12 protein-coding genes and 4 pseudogenes are annotated in these 16,189 nt (G+C 46.0%); 2 read left to right on the top strand and 14 right to left on the bottom strand.

The genetic code is table 11. The features are described 5' to 3' along the window. Positions 1 to 109 (top strand): annotated as a pseudogene (locus HUX64_RS19710) (IS1 family transposase); the annotation flags it as partial. Here the strand turns inward: HUX64_RS19710 and HUX64_RS20430 are convergent. The 5 genes and pseudogenes from HUX64_RS20430 to HUX64_RS11005 all read right to left on the bottom strand — a co-directional run. Further along, positions 106 to 282, bottom strand: a pseudogene (locus tag HUX64_RS20430) (type II toxin-antitoxin system RelE/ParE family toxin); the annotation flags it as partial. The pseudogenes HUX64_RS19710 and HUX64_RS20430 overlap by 4 nt on opposite strands. A 72-nt stretch (positions 283 to 354) precedes the next feature. Then, entirely contained in the window at positions 355 to 528 is a 174-nt protein-coding gene (locus HUX64_RS11020; RefSeq protein ID WP_174626281.1) for a hypothetical protein, read from the bottom strand. Positions 529 to 960: 432 nt separating this feature from the next. Continuing rightward, a complete protein-coding gene (locus HUX64_RS11015) occupies positions 961 to 2,073 on the bottom strand; it encodes a glycosyltransferase family 4 protein (protein ID WP_174626280.1) in 1,113 nt (370 codons plus the stop codon). Further along, entirely contained in the window at positions 2,070 to 2,306 is a 237-nt protein-coding gene (locus HUX64_RS11010) for a hypothetical protein (protein ID WP_174626279.1), read from the bottom strand. The genes HUX64_RS11015 and HUX64_RS11010 overlap by 4 nt, the downstream gene beginning before the upstream one ends. Further along, positions 2,303 to 3,223 carry an ATP-grasp fold amidoligase family protein gene (locus HUX64_RS11005; protein WP_174626278.1) on the bottom strand — a complete coding sequence of 307 codons (921 nt, stop codon included), beginning with the start codon at positions 3,221 to 3,223 and terminating at the stop codon, positions 2,303 to 2,305. The genes HUX64_RS11010 and HUX64_RS11005 overlap by 4 nt, the downstream gene beginning before the upstream one ends. Before the next feature lie 200 nt (positions 3,224 to 3,423). On the opposite strand from HUX64_RS11005, the pseudogene HUX64_RS11000 reads away from it, so the two are divergent. Beyond that, positions 3,424 to 3,549: pseudogene (locus HUX64_RS11000) on the top strand (transposase family protein); the annotation flags it as partial. A gap of 110 nt (positions 3,550 to 3,659) precedes the next feature. Here HUX64_RS11000 and HUX64_RS10995 read toward each other — a convergent pair. From HUX64_RS10995 to HUX64_RS10955, 9 genes and pseudogenes are all read right to left on the bottom strand, one after another. Beyond that, positions 3,660 to 3,770, bottom strand: a pseudogene (locus HUX64_RS10995) (IS1 family transposase); the annotation flags it as partial. 119 nt (positions 3,771 to 3,889) lie between these two features. After that, positions 3,890 to 5,233 carry a hypothetical protein gene (locus HUX64_RS10990; RefSeq protein WP_174626277.1) on the bottom strand — a complete coding sequence of 448 codons (1,344 nt, stop codon included), beginning with the start codon at positions 5,231 to 5,233 and terminating at the stop codon, positions 3,890 to 3,892. Between the two features lie 73 nt (positions 5,234 to 5,306). Then, a complete protein-coding gene (locus tag HUX64_RS10985; RefSeq protein WP_174626276.1) occupies positions 5,307 to 6,503 on the bottom strand; it encodes a glycosyltransferase family 4 protein in 1,197 nt (398 codons plus the stop codon). Positions 6,504 to 6,511: 8 nt separating this feature from the next. Continuing rightward, positions 6,512 to 7,834 (bottom strand): lipopolysaccharide biosynthesis protein, encoded by a 1,323-nt coding sequence (locus tag HUX64_RS10980; RefSeq protein ID WP_174626275.1) that lies wholly within the window; start codon positions 7,832 to 7,834, stop codon positions 6,512 to 6,514. 299 nt (positions 7,835 to 8,133) lie between these two features. Continuing rightward, positions 8,134 to 9,231: a glycosyltransferase gene (locus HUX64_RS10975; RefSeq protein ID WP_174626274.1), complete on the bottom strand. Its 1,098-nt coding sequence runs from the start codon at positions 9,229 to 9,231 to the stop codon at positions 8,134 to 8,136. 281 nt (positions 9,232 to 9,512) lie between these two features. Beyond that, positions 9,513 to 11,927 (bottom strand): CARDB domain-containing protein, encoded by a 2,415-nt coding sequence (locus tag HUX64_RS10970; RefSeq protein WP_174626273.1) that lies wholly within the window; start codon positions 11,925 to 11,927, stop codon positions 9,513 to 9,515. A 10-nt stretch (positions 11,928 to 11,937) separates the two neighbouring features. Next, a complete protein-coding gene (locus HUX64_RS10965) occupies positions 11,938 to 12,963 on the bottom strand; it encodes a hypothetical protein (RefSeq protein WP_174626272.1) in 1,026 nt (341 codons plus the stop codon). A 563-nt stretch (positions 12,964 to 13,526) separates the two neighbouring features. Further along, positions 13,527 to 13,754, bottom strand: coding sequence for a hypothetical protein (locus HUX64_RS10960; protein WP_174626271.1), 228 nt, complete (start codon positions 13,752 to 13,754; stop codon positions 13,527 to 13,529). Positions 13,755 to 14,026: 272 nt separating this feature from the next. After that, positions 14,027 to 15,490 (bottom strand): undecaprenyl-phosphate glucose phosphotransferase, encoded by a 1,464-nt coding sequence (locus HUX64_RS10955; RefSeq protein ID WP_174626270.1) that lies wholly within the window; start codon positions 15,488 to 15,490, stop codon positions 14,027 to 14,029. Between the last annotated feature and the right edge of the window lie 699 nt (positions 15,491 to 16,189).

Raw genomic sequence — 16,189 nt, 5'->3', positions numbered from 1 at the left:
TGCCAGGTTGCGCCGCAAGTCAAAATGCTACAGCAAGTGCCAAAAGATGTTGGAATATTCCGTAAGGCTTCTGATGGCTAAAAGAAATAATGAGATTATCTATAGTTAATTAGCAATACCTAAAATTAAATACGAACCGACGGGGAATTTATACAGCTTGCAGTATTCATCCCGCTGAATGCCAAGCCCTGGAGAATGGGCCAATAGTTCGCATTTTTGTTTGATTGCCATGTATTGGGAGGCAACGCCGGGCTTGTCCCGGGCAATGTAATCCCGTATTTCCTTTAAATCGTCCGGGCCAACGGGGTAAACCTTGCGGTTGCCTTAGTAAGGATGCCCTGAAAACAAGCGGCTTTAAATGAGCGCGTTAAATGCAGTTTCGCTGTCCACCAATTGGCCTTCGTCGGCTTGACGGATACCTGCGTTTAAGTCGCCTTGTAAGGCTTGCAGTTTTAACTGTTGATACGCCGCATATTCGCTTTCGTAGATCATGACCGCGACGGGGCGACTTTTTTTCTCAATGGTCACACAGGGTTGCGCTGTGCCCTATCGAGCAAGGCGCCAAAACGGGTTTTGGCTTCGGTTGAAGGCATACTGACCGTGGTATTTGCTCCATAATGGTTAAAAAGGTTATTTTAACCATTATGGCTATCGCGGGTAGGTTTTGCAAATAACGAATAATTGCGACCTAACTTTTCGGGAAAGCGATCAATAATCCGTCATTCTGTATAACTCTTCAGAAGAAAATAGTCGCTTGGCTGAGTATCTTTGAATTCGGGGCAAAATCAGTCCCGGTTGGTCTTCAAGAATCGACAGTCAGGTTCTACTAAGCAGCCATTCAGCGAAAACTTTTGACAGCCCGAACCCGACCCTAAGCGACATTCGCCACCATGCTTGTCGACTGTCTGGTTCAAGAACAATCCAGACATTCAGGTTAAGTCTAAACTTCTGCAAATTGAGTTAATGATCACCCAACCTGACAAACTTTGTTAAAGAAACCTCGCTTAATGAGGCGAGTATCTGGCGGGCAGCGCTCGCCCAGGAAAACTGCGCCGCACGTGCATGCCCTTTTATCGCAAGTTCAGCGCGCAAAGCAGGGTCATCGGCTACCCGCATCAGTAAAGCAGCAAGTTCATTAGCGTTATATGCATCAAAATACAGTGCCGCATCCCCGCATATTTCAGGTATCGACGCCGCACGTGAAGCTAATACCGGGCATCCGCAGTTCATCGCTTCAAGCGGAGGAATTCCGAACCCTTCATATAATGAAGGAAACACAAAGCACATTGCTGATTCGTACAGAGATCGCAATTCTGAATCGCTCACATATCCCAGCCACTTTACGCGTTGGCAATCCATCCTGCCAGCGACACCAAATACACGCGAATTCGCACCGCCTGCTATTGCAATATCGAACGGAGGATTTCCAAGGCGGGAAATCGCCTCTAGCACCAGACGAAAATTTTTGTGAGCCGCCATGCTACTTACCACGAGCACATAGGGGCGGATTGATAAGCCAAAACTCTGAATAGCAGCCATATCTGGAGCGATACGTAAAATATGCTCGCCCCCCTCTACTATCACTGAAATTTTATCCTGCGGCACACCGAAGGCTGACACAATCTCTTGCCTAGAGAATCTAGAAACCGTCAGCACCTTGCGGGAAACTCGCCCAAGCAACGGCATCAATATCCGATACCAGAGACGAAATGCTAGACTGAATGCCTTGGGCATCTTTACTGTGGCGGCATCGTGGATGACTACTACTTGCTGACAGGATAAGACCGGAGCCGTATTGCAAAGGCTTAACAGCAAACTCTCTGGCGGTAAGGCACGTGGCAAATCCCATTGCTCCCATAATTGGCCGTGGTTCCGCCCCACAGTTTCCCTCGGAATATGTAGGAACTCCTGCTCCGGTGTGACGCCGGGAGGTAACATAATTCTAAAGCTCAAGCCTCTAACGGCTGGGTCATTCGCTTCAATCAAGTCATTGATTGATGAAATCACCTCGAAAGCAAAACGGTCGACGCCGGTAGGTCGGCGAGAGAAAAAACGACCGTTGATTGTAATCATTGCGGCAGGATGCCGCTAAGTCTAGCGTCACCCTCCACCCAAATCAGAGTAGGATACGTTCCGGCTTGAATCTGGATAGTATTTGCACTGGCACCCTTGAATCCGTCAATTACCCGATCGCCACGCCCTTGACCGAAATGCGTCCCCCCCCCAAGTTCGAACGCAAAAGCATTCTTAATAACAAAGTTTATTACGAGGAGAAAAAAAATGGTGCTTTTAGTTTTAGTGTTCATATAAGTCTCTCAGGAGGATTTATCCAAATTGATCTGGGAACCAAATTTACGAAAGATTTATCCAATTTGATTTGAGAACCAAATTCAAAGTCAAGATTTATTGGTTTAATAGCATCCGACCCTGCCGATGGAAAACAAGTCATTTCCCCAAAATAAACATTCGGACCGATAAGATATAAGTCAACCCGGATGAAATCAAAAGGCGCTGACAAATGCTCAGCAATACGAATGGCATCCTTAAAACAAGAAGGTTCATCTACATCAGGAGTTTGGCGATAATCGTAATCCATCGACAGATTAGGAAGACGAGTAAAATCGGGCAAATAAAAAGTGTCATATTCACTCGTTTCATCACGATCCGTATTTAACATTACCAGAAACACTTTCCCATTCGCGCAAAAAAATTTCCAATCGGGTGGGATTTTGCCTTCGATGTCCAGCTTTTCTTCCGCAATCAATACCCGAGGAATATTCTGATATACCCATTCGCCAAAATTTAATGAATAGTCCTTGGTCAGCCATGTTCCTGACATTTTAACAATTTCGTCAATCGTATCCTGCTGCTTATCAACAATGTAGGTCATGTGACTGCCATGATTGGCTTTTAAAACGAACTCCTTGGGTAATCCATTCCATATATCTGCAGTCAAAGAGTCACCACTCCATAATTGTTTTGGCGACTTGCAACTTGGGGCAAGTTCATGCACGAATTCCCTAACTTTGATTCGATCCGCTACCTTGGCTCTTAATGGATTGCTATCCCAAGCCATAAGCCACAAAATTTTTTCTGTCAATGAACGCGGGGCGCTTAAATTAGGCCAATAGCTGTGCTTCCACAAAAAGCGCAGACGGAAAACAATGGGATCTGGAAGTGTATAGGCTAGACGTTTGAGAAAATAATATAACCCTATTTTCATCTTAAACTCCAAAATCTACTAGAGGAATTATTCTAACATAACACAACATAACCCAACACTTCACCCTGACCATCTAGCTGCTCAGGGTAAACCCATATAAAAATATAAAAAAACAGCATATTATGAAATTAAATTAATATTTTTTGGAAACAATGCAAATGACTCCCTGTTTTATAAAACATTTTTAGAAATTACAGGATCCTCGAATAGAACGTAATAAGCTGCATGAGTTAATGGACATCGTAGCTCTAACGATATGTGCAGTAATCAGTGGAGCCGAAGGCTGTGAAGACATAGCTGATTTTGGCCTGAACCAGTTAGCGTAGCAAAGAAAGCGGGCGAAAGCTTTGGGACAAAATACCGGAAGCCTATCGGGAACACGCCACTTTCCACACCGACCTCTATGATTCCTATGTGGGTGATATAATTAGTCAATTTTTGAGAAAGCCAAAAATTCCCTGACCAAGCGAGATACCCTCTGCTGCATTGTACAATTAAAGCGTTCGATATGGTTCGTAAGGCCGGTTTGCTTGGTTACCCACCCGTGTTATTCCTGCGGGATAACGGCGCCATCCACTATTTGATCTGTCACTATAACCAAACCAGAAAACTGGCGGCATTACATGTGTATCACTACCCACATTTAACATTTTGGTTAATACTTGATCAAGTGCCCTCTGCTCCTGAAGGACGATTTCTTACTATCAGATCATTGCTCATTGCTGCTCCCACTAACAACCATACCAGTGGCAAAGATATATCGGGGATAGCAATGAACCAGCTTATTAGCAAGCCTAGCAAACCAAACAACAAACCTCTTGCATTCTTTGTAGGTTCTCGCCAAACATAAAGAATGCAACTCATCATCAGAACAAGAAAACTTATTACTCCAAAAACGCCCATCGTAGCCAATAAAGTAAAGGCAAAGCTTGATGCACGAGTACTTCCTATGCCAACACCAAACCCATATGTATCAAGAAATGCATCTAGTGCAAACAAATCTGCGTTAAGACGAGACGTACCAGACTCACCCTCGAATTTTTTTACCACCATGGTTTCAATGATCTGACCATCAAAAAAAAAGTTATCGACTGCCCAACTCAATAAAATAAGAACAGACAACAGGGATACTGGCCATAACATGCGGACGCCACGTGTAGGAAACTCAAGCAGCAACCATAAGGTAAACAATGCCGCTAGACCAAAATAAGCCAGTGATGATGTAGATACTATCAATGCCAACAAAATAGGCAAAGCCAATCGCCAGTTCTGCAAACCTAATCCCACCACACCAAAAGCAGTTAGAAAGTGCAATGACATAATACTGGGCTCCTGAAAGGTTGCAGACATGCGATTTAACCCTGCAAAAGACTGTTCGTATGCTTGTCCAAGACCTTTATTAGAGTTGATAAAATCGGCTGGCCATAGTATGCCCGTATAGAATGAAAGTAGCTGATAGAACCCGAAGCACAAGGATAATGTTACGCCAATCATAACGCCCCGTAAAATGGTTACCAAATCAATCAGGCGCCATTGCAGAAAAGCGTAAATAAGAAAACTGAGCAACAAATTACAGACTAAATAGAAGGCTTGATTAAAGTTAGTGCTGCTTGGAACTAGCCGCTCAGTAATGCCTGTATCCAGCCCAAGGCGTGGCGGCATTATATGTGCTTGTCCTTCAAATAGTCTAGGTAAAAATAAAGATCCTGCAACACCGATAACGGTAAATAGAATCAAGGTGAATAGTCGACCATTAATCACGATTGCCGCCCGCCTTTGTTTACTAGGTGATAGATCTTCCAAGCAAATCTTGCCGAAATGCCACAATCCAACCGTCAATAAAACATAGCCTGGTGAAATACCAGTTATTCGGCCACCACCTTGAATCAATATTGGCGAGGCAGCCTGAAAAAACGCTGCAATGCCCGTCATGATTACCCAGGACCGCACACTGCATAAAGAAACAATAGCCAGCATTAGAAAAAAAGGCGAGAATTCTGTAAAAACCATTTGTTCCTCAAACTATGCTAATTACACGCAGTCTTTGCAATATGCAAGGCTTCCGGTGGACTTTGAGTTATCATTAGCCTGAAATCTCTTTATAAAGTCTCTCATGCTGCATAATCATCCGGTCTTCGTTTAAGAAATTGCTTGCCGAAGGAGCTGCTTTTTTTCGCATTTCCGCCAATAATGTTGGCTCTTCTATTATCCGTAGCATCGCTGCATCAAGTGCATAAGGCTTGTCTGGATCATAGATTAGGCCATTTTTTTCGTGCTGTATCATTTCCGGTATTCCTCCACGCTTCGTCCCAATAACGGGGACACTAAATCCAAGTGATTCGGCGACCACCATGCCTAAAGGTTCATGCCATATAGAAGAAACGACCGTGACATCAATCTGATTAAAGAAGGCCGCAGGCTCAACCTGGCCAAGAAAAATGATACGGTCAGAGGCATAGCGCCGCTTTAATTCGGCGACATAGTCATCCGTGCCAGAGCCACCGATCAGGAGCCGCACAGCGCGGTTGCACTGAGCGGCAATGCGAATAAATGCCTCCGCAAGCTGAACAATTCCTTTGACAATTGTTAGTGCGCCGATAAAGCCAAATGTTAGCATATCTTGATTTCGTAGCGCTGGGTTTGCCCCCTTAAGTGTGCGTCCATTGTGAATGACCTTTTTTATCGGAACATCTGTGAAAAGCCTTGCTTGCAGGTGCCTGTCGAGCACTGCATGGCTCACCCCCACTACGGCATTCAGTTTACTGGATGCGTGTGCATGGGGAAGCCGTAAAATAGTGCAGTCAACACAGGGCTTTTCACAGTTGCGCCCGTCATTAAACATAGTGCTTTTGGGGCATATTGAGTAATAATCGTGTAGCACCTGCACGACAGGAACTTTGGCCTTTACTGCCACGCTCCAGGCAGCTGCAGAAAATCCTGACAAGTTGTGACAGGAGATAATCTCCGGTCTGAACTCATTGATGATAAGTCTAACATCATTCCCGGCCAGACAATTATAACTATCGAGAGCATGCCAGAGTAACCGTTTCCAGGAAGGGGATGTAGAAGAAGAATGATGCCAGTAAATATTTCGGATTCCACTACGGTATATTTTAATGCCATTTATAATCGATGTCTTAAGGCCGCGTCCTCCGTGAGTAGAGAGTACCGCTGCTTCATGGCCGCGCTGCAACAGGCCCTTAACTAAATTGGCCAGGGTTATTTCCGCACCACCGCCAATATAGGGAGGATACAAAGAATTAATAAAGAGAATTCGCATGATGAGTCCTATTTAACAGCTACGATGGTTTTAAGATATTTACCCGTCCGCTCCCGACGAAGCAGCAAAACAATAAGGCCCATAACTAGAATGGCAAGAACGATTTGCGAAAAGTAAGTTGCGCAGACAGCACCCCTCCAAGAAAACTTGGGAACCAATGCCATATTGGCAGTAAAGCACATGAGAGCCACGATGACCTGAAAAAAACTACGCGCCATTTGACGATCAGCCCCCGTAAGTGCATCCGAATACGTATCCTGCAACATCAGAATCAGGGGCAGCAAAGCAAGCCAGCGAAGAATATCGGTAGACAAGGCATATCCGTCCCCAAGCAGGTATGGAATGAGCGGCGCGCCGATAAAAACAAGCATAGCAAAAACCAGACAATACATACTGCCATAAATTACAATTCGCGTAGCCATTCGAAAAGGAGGCCCTACACCGCTAGCGCCATCACGGAAGAAACGAGCCGATGCAGCACTAAGAATCGCTTGGATCGGGGTATAGGCCATGTAGATAAGACGAAAAGCTGCGGTATACGCCCCGTTGATCTCAGGACTTACATAGCGTGCAAGTATGGTTTTGTCGATATTAATGTAAACGCTCTTGGAGGAAAGGCCGATAGAGTAGAAAACTCCAATTCTTAACTCCCTAAAGGCCAGCATGAGGTCGAAAGTGGGCCAGCCAATCTGGCGTATAGTTATGAAAAGAACAAAAACCAAGGTAGTAAGTCCCGCGGCAAGGTGAAACCAGCACCAAAGCTCTAGTCGGTCGCCGGGAAAAATAATAAAACTGCTGAATAATTGGAGCTTATTCAACAATTCGGCATTATGGTAAAGAAGGGCGAAGAATACTGAGGCGAAAAGCAGACGCAAGAAGCCATGCAAGGAATAAAAAAACCCCGAGTAGACATGTCGATCAAACCCAAAAAACACATGCGCGGCAATGTCGATAAGCTTCGTGACAAGAATCTCCGACACGCCAAAAATAACCAACATTTGCAGTGTAGCCAGAGTAGGCAGAAAGGTTACGCCCCATAAAATATACAATAAAACAAGCAGCAAACCGCTTATTACGGCTACAAGCAGGGCATTGCCAAAGTAGACGCGAGCATTTCCGGTGCCACGAGCAAGACGGATAACGATGACATTTTCTGCTCCCAATCCTGAGAATGGGAGCATTACCCCTGTCATCGCTAATATGCCGGCCATACGCCCGAAATCATACGCCCCCAGGGCACGGGCTATCAGGATGAACTGGAGGCCCTGAAAAAGTGCAACTAGTAGTTGACTTCCACACATATGCAGTGCATTACGCTTTAACTGTCTCATACTAATCCGTCCGATCCGAAGTCCTGTCGTAAATAGCATTAAAGCGCAAAGCCGCCTTGAGTAACGGTCCCATTATCCTGCCAAAGCCGTAAACGGCATAACGCGGGTATATCTTCATCAGCCATCTATTCCTTACCAATCATGTAAAGGGTTCAATGCCACCAGTGGCGGGCATTGCCGACAGAAAAATCTTTTAATGCTTTACTGTTATAGGGTTTTGCAGAGATTAAATGAATTCGCAAGCTCTAAACTTTTCTCGATAACCATGCAAACTTGAAATTTTTGCTTCAGGTTCAAGGTTATAATTTTCTATAAAGGTTTATTAAAGCCAAGTTCAACCTTTCTGAAGTAAATAAATTCTCGAATCGCTGCCGTGAAGCCTTCCCCATAACTACGGTATCCTGGTAAGAAATACTTCGCATCGCTTTTACCAAGCTTTCTACTGAGTTTGGATCAATCAAAATGCCATTAACTCCATCTACTATCAGTTCAGGTAAACCGCCTACACGCGAGGCTATTACCGGTCGACCCGCACGCATTGCCTCAAGAGCGGAAAGACCAAACCCTTCCCAACGTGAAGGCATGACAAAAACATCGCAAGTTTCAAAATATGATTGAACAGTATCTCTCGGCAGCCAACCCGTAACTTTTATATTCTCGGGTAAATTGAGTATGGCTACCTCACCTGCCGAAGCATCTCCAATAGCATAGGCGAATCCCTCCGATCCTATTCGGTGCATGGCTTCACTGAATAGATCCATCCCTTTTTGCCGATCGAAACGTCCAGCAAAAAGAAAACGCCTTTTTGCTTCGGGCCATTCAATATTGCCGCGCGACTTAAAGTCGCGAGAAATTGCATTTTTTATCGTGATAATTTTTTCTTTCGCTATGCCGACACGAACTGCAGATTGATAATCATGATCTGATATGCAAATAATTACATCAGTCCAGTTAGAAAGTAATCTTTCTATAGATCCAATTAGCCAGCTTTGCCATGGCGCAGACTCTCTGTCAAAAGCCCAGCCATGAGCACAATAAACAAATTTCGGTCGTCTCTTCTTCCAGCCAAAAAACAACCGGACTGCAAGGCCGGTAAATGTGCCATGAATGTGAACCACATCAAAATTATGCTCTTTAAGAAGCTGCTGAAATTTTCGACGGATCTTCAAAACATTACTTAACCTCGATGATTTATCCTTAAAACCATGAAGAGATATTTTTCCTGCATTCGTTAAGTAACCAGTTTGGCTTTCGGGCATGAGTGCATAGATATTCTCAATCCCAAATTTTAATGACTGATACTTCAACAGTTCATCAATATGGGAAGCCGTCCCCCCCTTTAATATCTCAGCGACATGAAGGATTAATAAATTTGTGGTACACATTAATTGACTCATATTAACCTGCGGTTTAGTCGCCCTTATTCATAAAGTGCCCAGCCGCCTCCCTGAGCAAGCGCTCGATCATTTTTTAGCCGGCCAAGAGGACAACTGATAATCCAGCGGTTGAGCCTGCGACTGGTCATTTTATTCCTTATCTTACAGAGAAAAACAGATTGAGAATGTCACCTTCTGAGCTGTGAGGGTCTTTAAAACTGACCCTCGACTTTTTCATTTACTTATAGATCAATGATCACTCAATCTCTACATCTGATCAGCTTTGCTACAGAACATCAACTTCATGGGATTGTAATCGACTGGGAAAACTGATTATTGTTTTCATCGGTTTCGGCAAAGCGGTTTATGTCGTCAGCCTTAACCGTAATCGTGTGCGTGCCCGTTGGAATGATAAAGGCCTTGCAGCCGGAGCCGATGGTTGCAGTGGCGCCTGCAGCCAGGGGACCATCTACCGCGCCGCATGTTTGCTTGACCCCATCCACCAGGTAGGCTACGCCGACGAGCGTGCCTTCGGGCGTTGCTGCCGTGCCCTGGTTTTTCACCGTGCTGGTGAAAAGGCCATTCGCATAAGTCACCGAGGTGGCAATGACATCAGGTAGATCTGGCGGCGCAGCGCCTACCGTAATCGACTGAGAAAACTGATTATTGCTTTCATCCGATTCCGCAAAGCGGTTTATGTCATCCACATAAGCCGAAATCGTGTGCGTGCCGGATGGAATCGTATAGGCTGGACAGCTGGTGCTAATGGTCACAGAGGAGCCTGCGGCCAGGGGACCGTCTACTACACCACAAGTTCTCCACACATCATCCACCAGGTAGCCTACGCCGATAATGGTACCTGCGGGCGTTGCTGCCGTGCCCTGGTTTTTCACCGTACTGGTGAAGATGTTGTTTGCATACGAGACCGAGGTGACGATGACATCAGGTAGATCTGGCCCTACCGTAATCGACTGGGAAAACTGATTATTGCTTTCATCCGATTCCGCAAAGCGGTTTATGTCATCCACATAAGCCGAAATCGTGTGCGTGCCGGATGGAATCGTATAGGCTGGACAGCTGGTGCTAATGGTCACAGAGGAGCCTGCGGCCAGGGGACCGTCTACTACACCACAAGTTCTCCACACATCATCCACCAGGTAGCCTACGCCGATAATGGTACCTGCGGGCGTTGCTGCCGTGCCCTGGTTTTTCACCGTACTGGTGAAGATGTTGTTTGCATACGAGAGCGAAGAAATAATGACGTCGGGGAAAATCGGCGGCGGCGAATCGCCGCCGAGCTGGACCACCTTCGCGACCGATGGAACACCACTCTCATTCAGGATAAATAGCAGGTAGTGGCCCGGAGGAGCAACCCTGCTATTGGGAGGGGCTATGATAGTAAGGCCGCCCGCGGCTTGTGAAAAGGTTAACGGATTGATGTATGTGCTCATGTTAAATGCGTGAGTCACGGAGGAAAGTCTTAGCATCGTGACTTTAAAAGTTGCTATGGCATCCGGTGATTTAATGAAGAAAGACTGCCCATAGCTGACGCTGGGCGGCGCCGAGGTAATCGTCGGCCTGGCTCCCTTGAAAAGATAAGGCGGAGAAAAGATCTCAGTATCGGGGTAGCCGTTACCGCCTGTGCTCAAGACCCGCCCATCCGGCAGCAGGAGCGCCGTAGAATGATACACGCGCGGAATTCCCGAGCTGCTGGCGAGCGTCGTCCAGTTTTCGGTTGCAGGATCCCACAACTCAGCCGCATCCACATGGCCGGTGGCATCGTTGAAGCCGGGCGCGGCAGTGCCGCCGGTGACCAGTACCTTACCATCGGGCAATTGCGTTGCATTGACTTGACGCCGGACATATTGCATAGAGCCGACAGCGCGCCAACTCGGCGCCGGCTGATTGAGGTCAATGACCTCGGCCGTATTCGTGGGCGGATCGCCGCCGCCCATTACCAGTACCTTGCCTGGCGCATACATTACCGCAGACCCGAAGTCACGGAATCCACCGATCCTATTCGCCACGAAGCTCCATGCCCCCGTTCCCGCAGTATCGAGATAGCGGGTTGTCCGCGACGGCGATGCATCGAACACCTTGCCATTCGGCGCCACCATCATTCTGGGATATAGATCCTGCCCAAGAGAGGCGTTAGTGAGGCTGCGAAGCGTCCCCGTCGATGCCTCAAACACCTGGGGCAGCGCGTTGTTGCCAAGCGTTAGATCAATACTGCCCGAGACCACCAAAACATCGCCATTAGGCAGGGTTGTGGTGGTCGGGTACCAGCGGCCGGCATTCATGTCGGGCAAGCCGCTCCACGTGTCGGTGACGGAATTGTACTTGCTCATCCGCGACAGACCTACACTATTGGCGATGTGGCCGCCGGCTACGAAAAGCTCGCCATCTGCCAGAAAGGTGTGACCGCTGCAGAAGAGGTCGTAGCCCGGCTTGGTCAGGCTCGACACATTCTCACTGGCGGGATCCCATGACCAGGGATTGTCCCCCGATACACCGCCATCGCCCGGCCAGATCATCATTTTTCCCGTAGGCAGCAGGTGGCTGTGAACGGGGAAAAAAGGCAGCGGATTGACAAGTGCCCACTGCCCGACGACATCGGCAGTCGGTGCAGCGCTGCTCGGGGCGTCGAAACTGCCCAACATTAGGAGGCCCATAAGGAAGAGAACCGGATGTTTATGAATCGGATGTTTATATTTCATGGATATGGGCTCACTGAGTGGCTGGCACAAGGCGGAAAATCCTGGTTTGAAGATCGTGTTCGTGCTTTTCTCCCTCAGCAACTTCGTCCATGCCGATTGCGAGTATCTCGCCCTTGGCATTTATCGAGACTGCTTGGGTAAGCACAAAGCCGGATCGCAACGTGAGCAGGTCATTCAGATCCTGCATACCCTTTATGAGCGTCCACAGAAAAGCGTGATACCCGGCGCTGCTGTGCGACGTCCCGACCACCGCGCTATTATTGTTGATACTGAGCGCCCTGCTCGAAGTCCCGCCCTGAAGAGTGCCAAGCTCCAGAATTGTGTCCCCGCGCGGGGACCAGATAACGGCCCGGGTCTGTTCATTAGGGTTCCCGGAAGAACCGACTATCTCGCCTTTGCCATTTATATCCAGCGCTTCGCTCGCTCGGTCGCCCGGGAGGGCTCCAAGATCCAGTACATCTCCTCCGCTCTCCCAGAGCACTGCACGGGGACCAGGCGGGATCTCGGATACACCGATGACATCTCCCCGATCGTTGAGCGCAAAACCTCGGCTCGAGATGCTAATGGGAAGATTTGGCAGCGCCTTGATTGAACCTGCGCGGTTCCAGATAACCGCTCGAACACCGGCTTTTCCACTTGAATAACCGACCGCTTCTCCTTGTTGATTAATGGCCATAGCTGCGCTGCTGCTGTCACCTGGCAACGTGCCAAGGTTAACGATCCCGGCTGTCCGCCGCGAGCGGAAGGCTCGCATTCCCGTGTGAATATTCGAGGCGCCCACTACTTCGCCGTTACCGTTGATACCGAACGCGACGCTATAATCACTATTTGGCAAACCATCAATGTTCTGCCGGCCGCGGTCTTTCGCTAATATTCCTCGTTGGCGGCCGCTGACCCGCGCGCCTCCCACAACTTCGCCGTTATCATTCATTTTCCTCACAACAGAAACGGATTCTTCTGGCAGTGAAGACAATTCAGTGGCCACATAGTCGGCATGGGTTGGTATAGAAGCCAGCACGAGCCCAGCGAATAGCATAAGAGCTGCTAAAAAAGGGGTTAGCCACGACAAGCCAAGGAGCTTCAGCAGTGGCGATGCACGCTGGCCAATGTTTTGCATAACAGTTGGCAAAGAACAGAGCGAAGCATCGCTTTTTTTACCGCTCGAGTTGATGCGAGCATTTGACAGCGTTGCCAGTCGCCAATCAGTAACTATTTTTTGCCTACCAAATCTTAATGGCCGCTGATATGTTTTAATGTATCGGCGACCTTGGATATGTATAACGTCAGGGGAATGTATATCTTGTCGCGTTCTGTAGTAAAGCCATTCGTAAATGTTCTGGCTCCTATGTATTATGCTTGTGTTTCCTGTATGACATTTTAGATCTAGACTATATGCTGATCCATAGTAGGTTCTAGGACGACTACCGTTCAGAAACCATTGCAGGAAGGGGATTCTACAATGTTCTCCATGCCAAGCTTCCTTATCTGAAAATATATTCATAATCATGCCTCAAGGTTTAAAACCGGCTAATATCAGGCGAGCGCACTAACGAGATTCTTGATGCGCTCCATTAACTGCTTATTGATAATGAAGCACTATTAAATGCAATAACGCTTTCTTACCTGTTTATAATGATGTTGTCGGAAATGTAGAGGCAATTCCTGGCGAATAATCTTATTTTCCAGAGCAGCATTAATATCTCCCCGTCCTCCCTGTCGCAGCTCACTGACAATTTCGCCAGCATCGCAACGATAATCGAGAAAACGGACGTTCTTTGCGTGCTTCTGATCAAGAAGCCGCAATGTACAAAACGCATAGGATTTCATTTATTAATCTCCAGGATGAAACCGCGATCAGGGTTGTAGGCTCAAACAATCAATGTAAAACTTAAGAAAACGACCTTTTTAGTACTACCCAGTGATGTTATCAATACGGCTGAAGGTGAGGTAGCCACCGTAACCCGCTACTTTTCCTTTTACTATTCAATTACTTGCACAGATAAACCGCTTATTTATAACGCTTACTCATAAAGTTAATAATTTGCATTAATTAACCAAACAGGAGTAATCCTGAACCAGGCGCCAGATACTCTCAGGTGTTAATAGGCATTTTGTCCTATGATTACGACAAAGATTGTTTTTAAAATAATCTTTAAATCGAGGGTGATTGACCAATTATTGATATAATCAATATCGTAGTCGACGCGTTTTTGGATTTTTTCTTCGGTATCAGTATCCCCTCGCCAACCATTTATTTGAGCCCAGCCTGTGATCCCAGGTTTTACCTTGTGCCGTGCCGCATACTGATACACTACGTCCTCATACATCAAGCCAGCTGCCTTCGCTTCCATTGCATGTGGTCTTGGGCCAACAATGGACATTTCACCTGTCAATACATTAAGAAATTGTGGAAGCTCATCCAGACTGGTTCTTCGTAAAAAATGTCCTAATTTCGTGACTCGCGGATCATCTCTAGTAGTTAACTGCCTGGCATTGTCATCCTGTTGATTGATATACATAGACCGAAATTTGTACATATTAATCAGTTGATTGTTAAATCCATATCGCTTTTGGCGGAAAAGTACAGGTCCAGGGCTGTCCAGCTTGATGAGAACTGCAATTATCATTAATAGAGGAGCAATAAGAATAAGGACAAAAAGGGCGAATATCTTATCTTCAATGGTTTTTAATACAAGATTCCACCCTGATAGCGGTTTATCTAAGATATTTAAAGTGGCAATTCCATTGCAATAGCTATAGCCCATTTTAGGGCGCATATAACAAATGCTTTCCGGGCATAACCGAATATTTACAGGAAGAACTTGAAGCTTATGTAATATTGATAATATTCTCTCTTCAGCTCCCCAAGGCAAAGCTACAAGAATTTCGTCTATGCGTCCTACCCTCGCCATTAATATAAGGCTATCTACACTGCCTAACCTATGCTTTTGGTCTATAGCCTCGGAGATTCTGTCAGACCTATCATCAAATACCCCAACGATTTGTACCCAGGGGTGTTGCTGTTTCCTGACTTGTTCAATCATCAGAGCACCTTGGGTACTAGCTCCTACAATAGCAATATTCCGTGTAAGCTGCCCTCTTTGCACCCATGTCAATAAACACTGACGTGCCAGCAATCGAACCAGATATATCCCACTCAATGATGAGATAAACCAGTAAAATGCCCAAGCGGGCGAAAAGGAACTTGAAATTTTTAATACAAAGGCCAAAACCAAAATGACCATAAGTGTAAATATGCAAAATAGAAATATCTTTGAGAAGGATTTTCGTCGCTCAATTATCGATTCAACCTTGTATAAATTACCAAAATAAAATAATGCAATTGAAAACAGTGAGTAAGGCACGATGGCTGGAAGATCCATTGAAAGAGGCTCAATCGTTGCAAGAGGAGTACTTACTAAAATGAAGTAACCGGTATATAACAAAAGCATTGTGTCTGAGAATGCTACTAAACCAGCAATAATCCCAGGAGCTAGAGTAAAGCTAGGACGGTTGGATCTAATAATCTTACATCCTGCAAACGAACTGTTCATAGCGTTCATTAGAAGTCTCCAATAGTAGATCAATAACAATTTAAGGTTATAAATACCCAAAGCCTTATCTGATTACTACTCTGAAAAATAAACAGATAGGTTAATATGATTTAACTTCCTCCGACCCTTTGAGAATCTTTCTAGGCGGGTTTTGTTTTTGTTCCTTTTTAATATTCGGGATGAAGAGACGGCTGACAGTGGCTAGCCCGTAGAAAACCTCCTGCTTTTTTAACTCCGCTTTTTCGCTCTAGGCAATAACTGATTTTGTAATAGATGGCGAACATTAGCGGTTTAATTTCAATTTGTAGTGAAAAGCTATAAGCACATTTTATACCAAAATTTTTTTAGCCTGGAAAACTTGAATTTTATGTATATTCTGCTATAAGTCGCCTCCTCAAAAGGCTATTATCTGGTGCGCCTCTGTATAAATTTGGTGCGCATAACTACTATATTGGTTCTGGAGAAGGGCACCGAATGCGTAAAACCGCTATTAAAATATCGGCGTAAAAATTGCTTGACTATAAATATGCCAGTTTATTCTTCAGTGAACACATGTTGAAAAATTAACTCTGGTTTTAGAAAAATCTACAATCTGAAACGGGAGCGTATATGAACTACTGGACAGCAATTGAACAGCTTATGGACATTGTCGCTCCAGTAATCGAGTCCAATTGCTGGTTATGGAGTGTAATGGCCTGCGCCGTAACT

It is taken from the genome of Candidatus Methylobacter favarea, from assembly GCF_902806695.1.
Lineage (GTDB): Bacteria > Pseudomonadota > Gammaproteobacteria > Methylococcales > Methylomonadaceae > Methylobacter_B > Methylobacter_B favarea.
This window is presented reverse-complemented; position numbering and strand designations above follow the sequence as displayed.

Coding starts and splice junctions, on each gene's coding strand:
- HUX64_RS10985 (WP_174626276.1), bottom strand. CDS start 6,503: ATGCGAATTCTCTTTATTAATTCTTTGTATCCTCCCTATATTGGCGGT.
- HUX64_RS10965 (WP_174626272.1), bottom strand. CDS start 12,963: ATGCTATTCGCTGGGCTCGTGCTGGCTTCTATACCAACCCATGCCGAC.
- HUX64_RS10970 (WP_174626273.1), bottom strand. CDS start 11,927: ATGAAATATAAACATCCGATTCATAAACATCCGGTTCTCTTCCTTATG.
- HUX64_RS10955 (WP_174626270.1), bottom strand. CDS start 15,490: ATGAACGCTATGAACAGTTCGTTTGCAGGATGTAAGATTATTAGATCC.
- HUX64_RS11015 (WP_174626280.1), bottom strand. CDS start 2,073: ATGATTACAATCAACGGTCGTTTTTTCTCTCGCCGACCTACCGGCGTC.
- HUX64_RS10990 (WP_174626277.1), bottom strand. CDS start 5,233: ATGGTTTTTACAGAATTCTCGCCTTTTTTTCTAATGCTGGCTATTGTT.
- HUX64_RS10980 (WP_174626275.1), bottom strand. CDS start 7,834: ATGAGACAGTTAAAGCGTAATGCACTGCATATGTGTGGAAGTCAACTA.
- HUX64_RS11010 (WP_174626279.1), bottom strand. CDS start 2,306: ATGAACACTAAAACTAAAAGCACCATTTTTTTTCTCCTCGTAATAAAC.
- HUX64_RS10975 (WP_174626274.1), bottom strand. CDS start 9,231: ATGAGTCAATTAATGTGTACCACAAATTTATTAATCCTTCATGTCGCT.
- HUX64_RS11005 (WP_174626278.1), bottom strand. CDS start 3,223: ATGAAAATAGGGTTATATTATTTTCTCAAACGTCTAGCCTATACACTT.
- HUX64_RS10960 (WP_174626271.1), bottom strand. CDS start 13,754: ATGAAATCCTATGCGTTTTGTACATTGCGGCTTCTTGATCAGAAGCAC.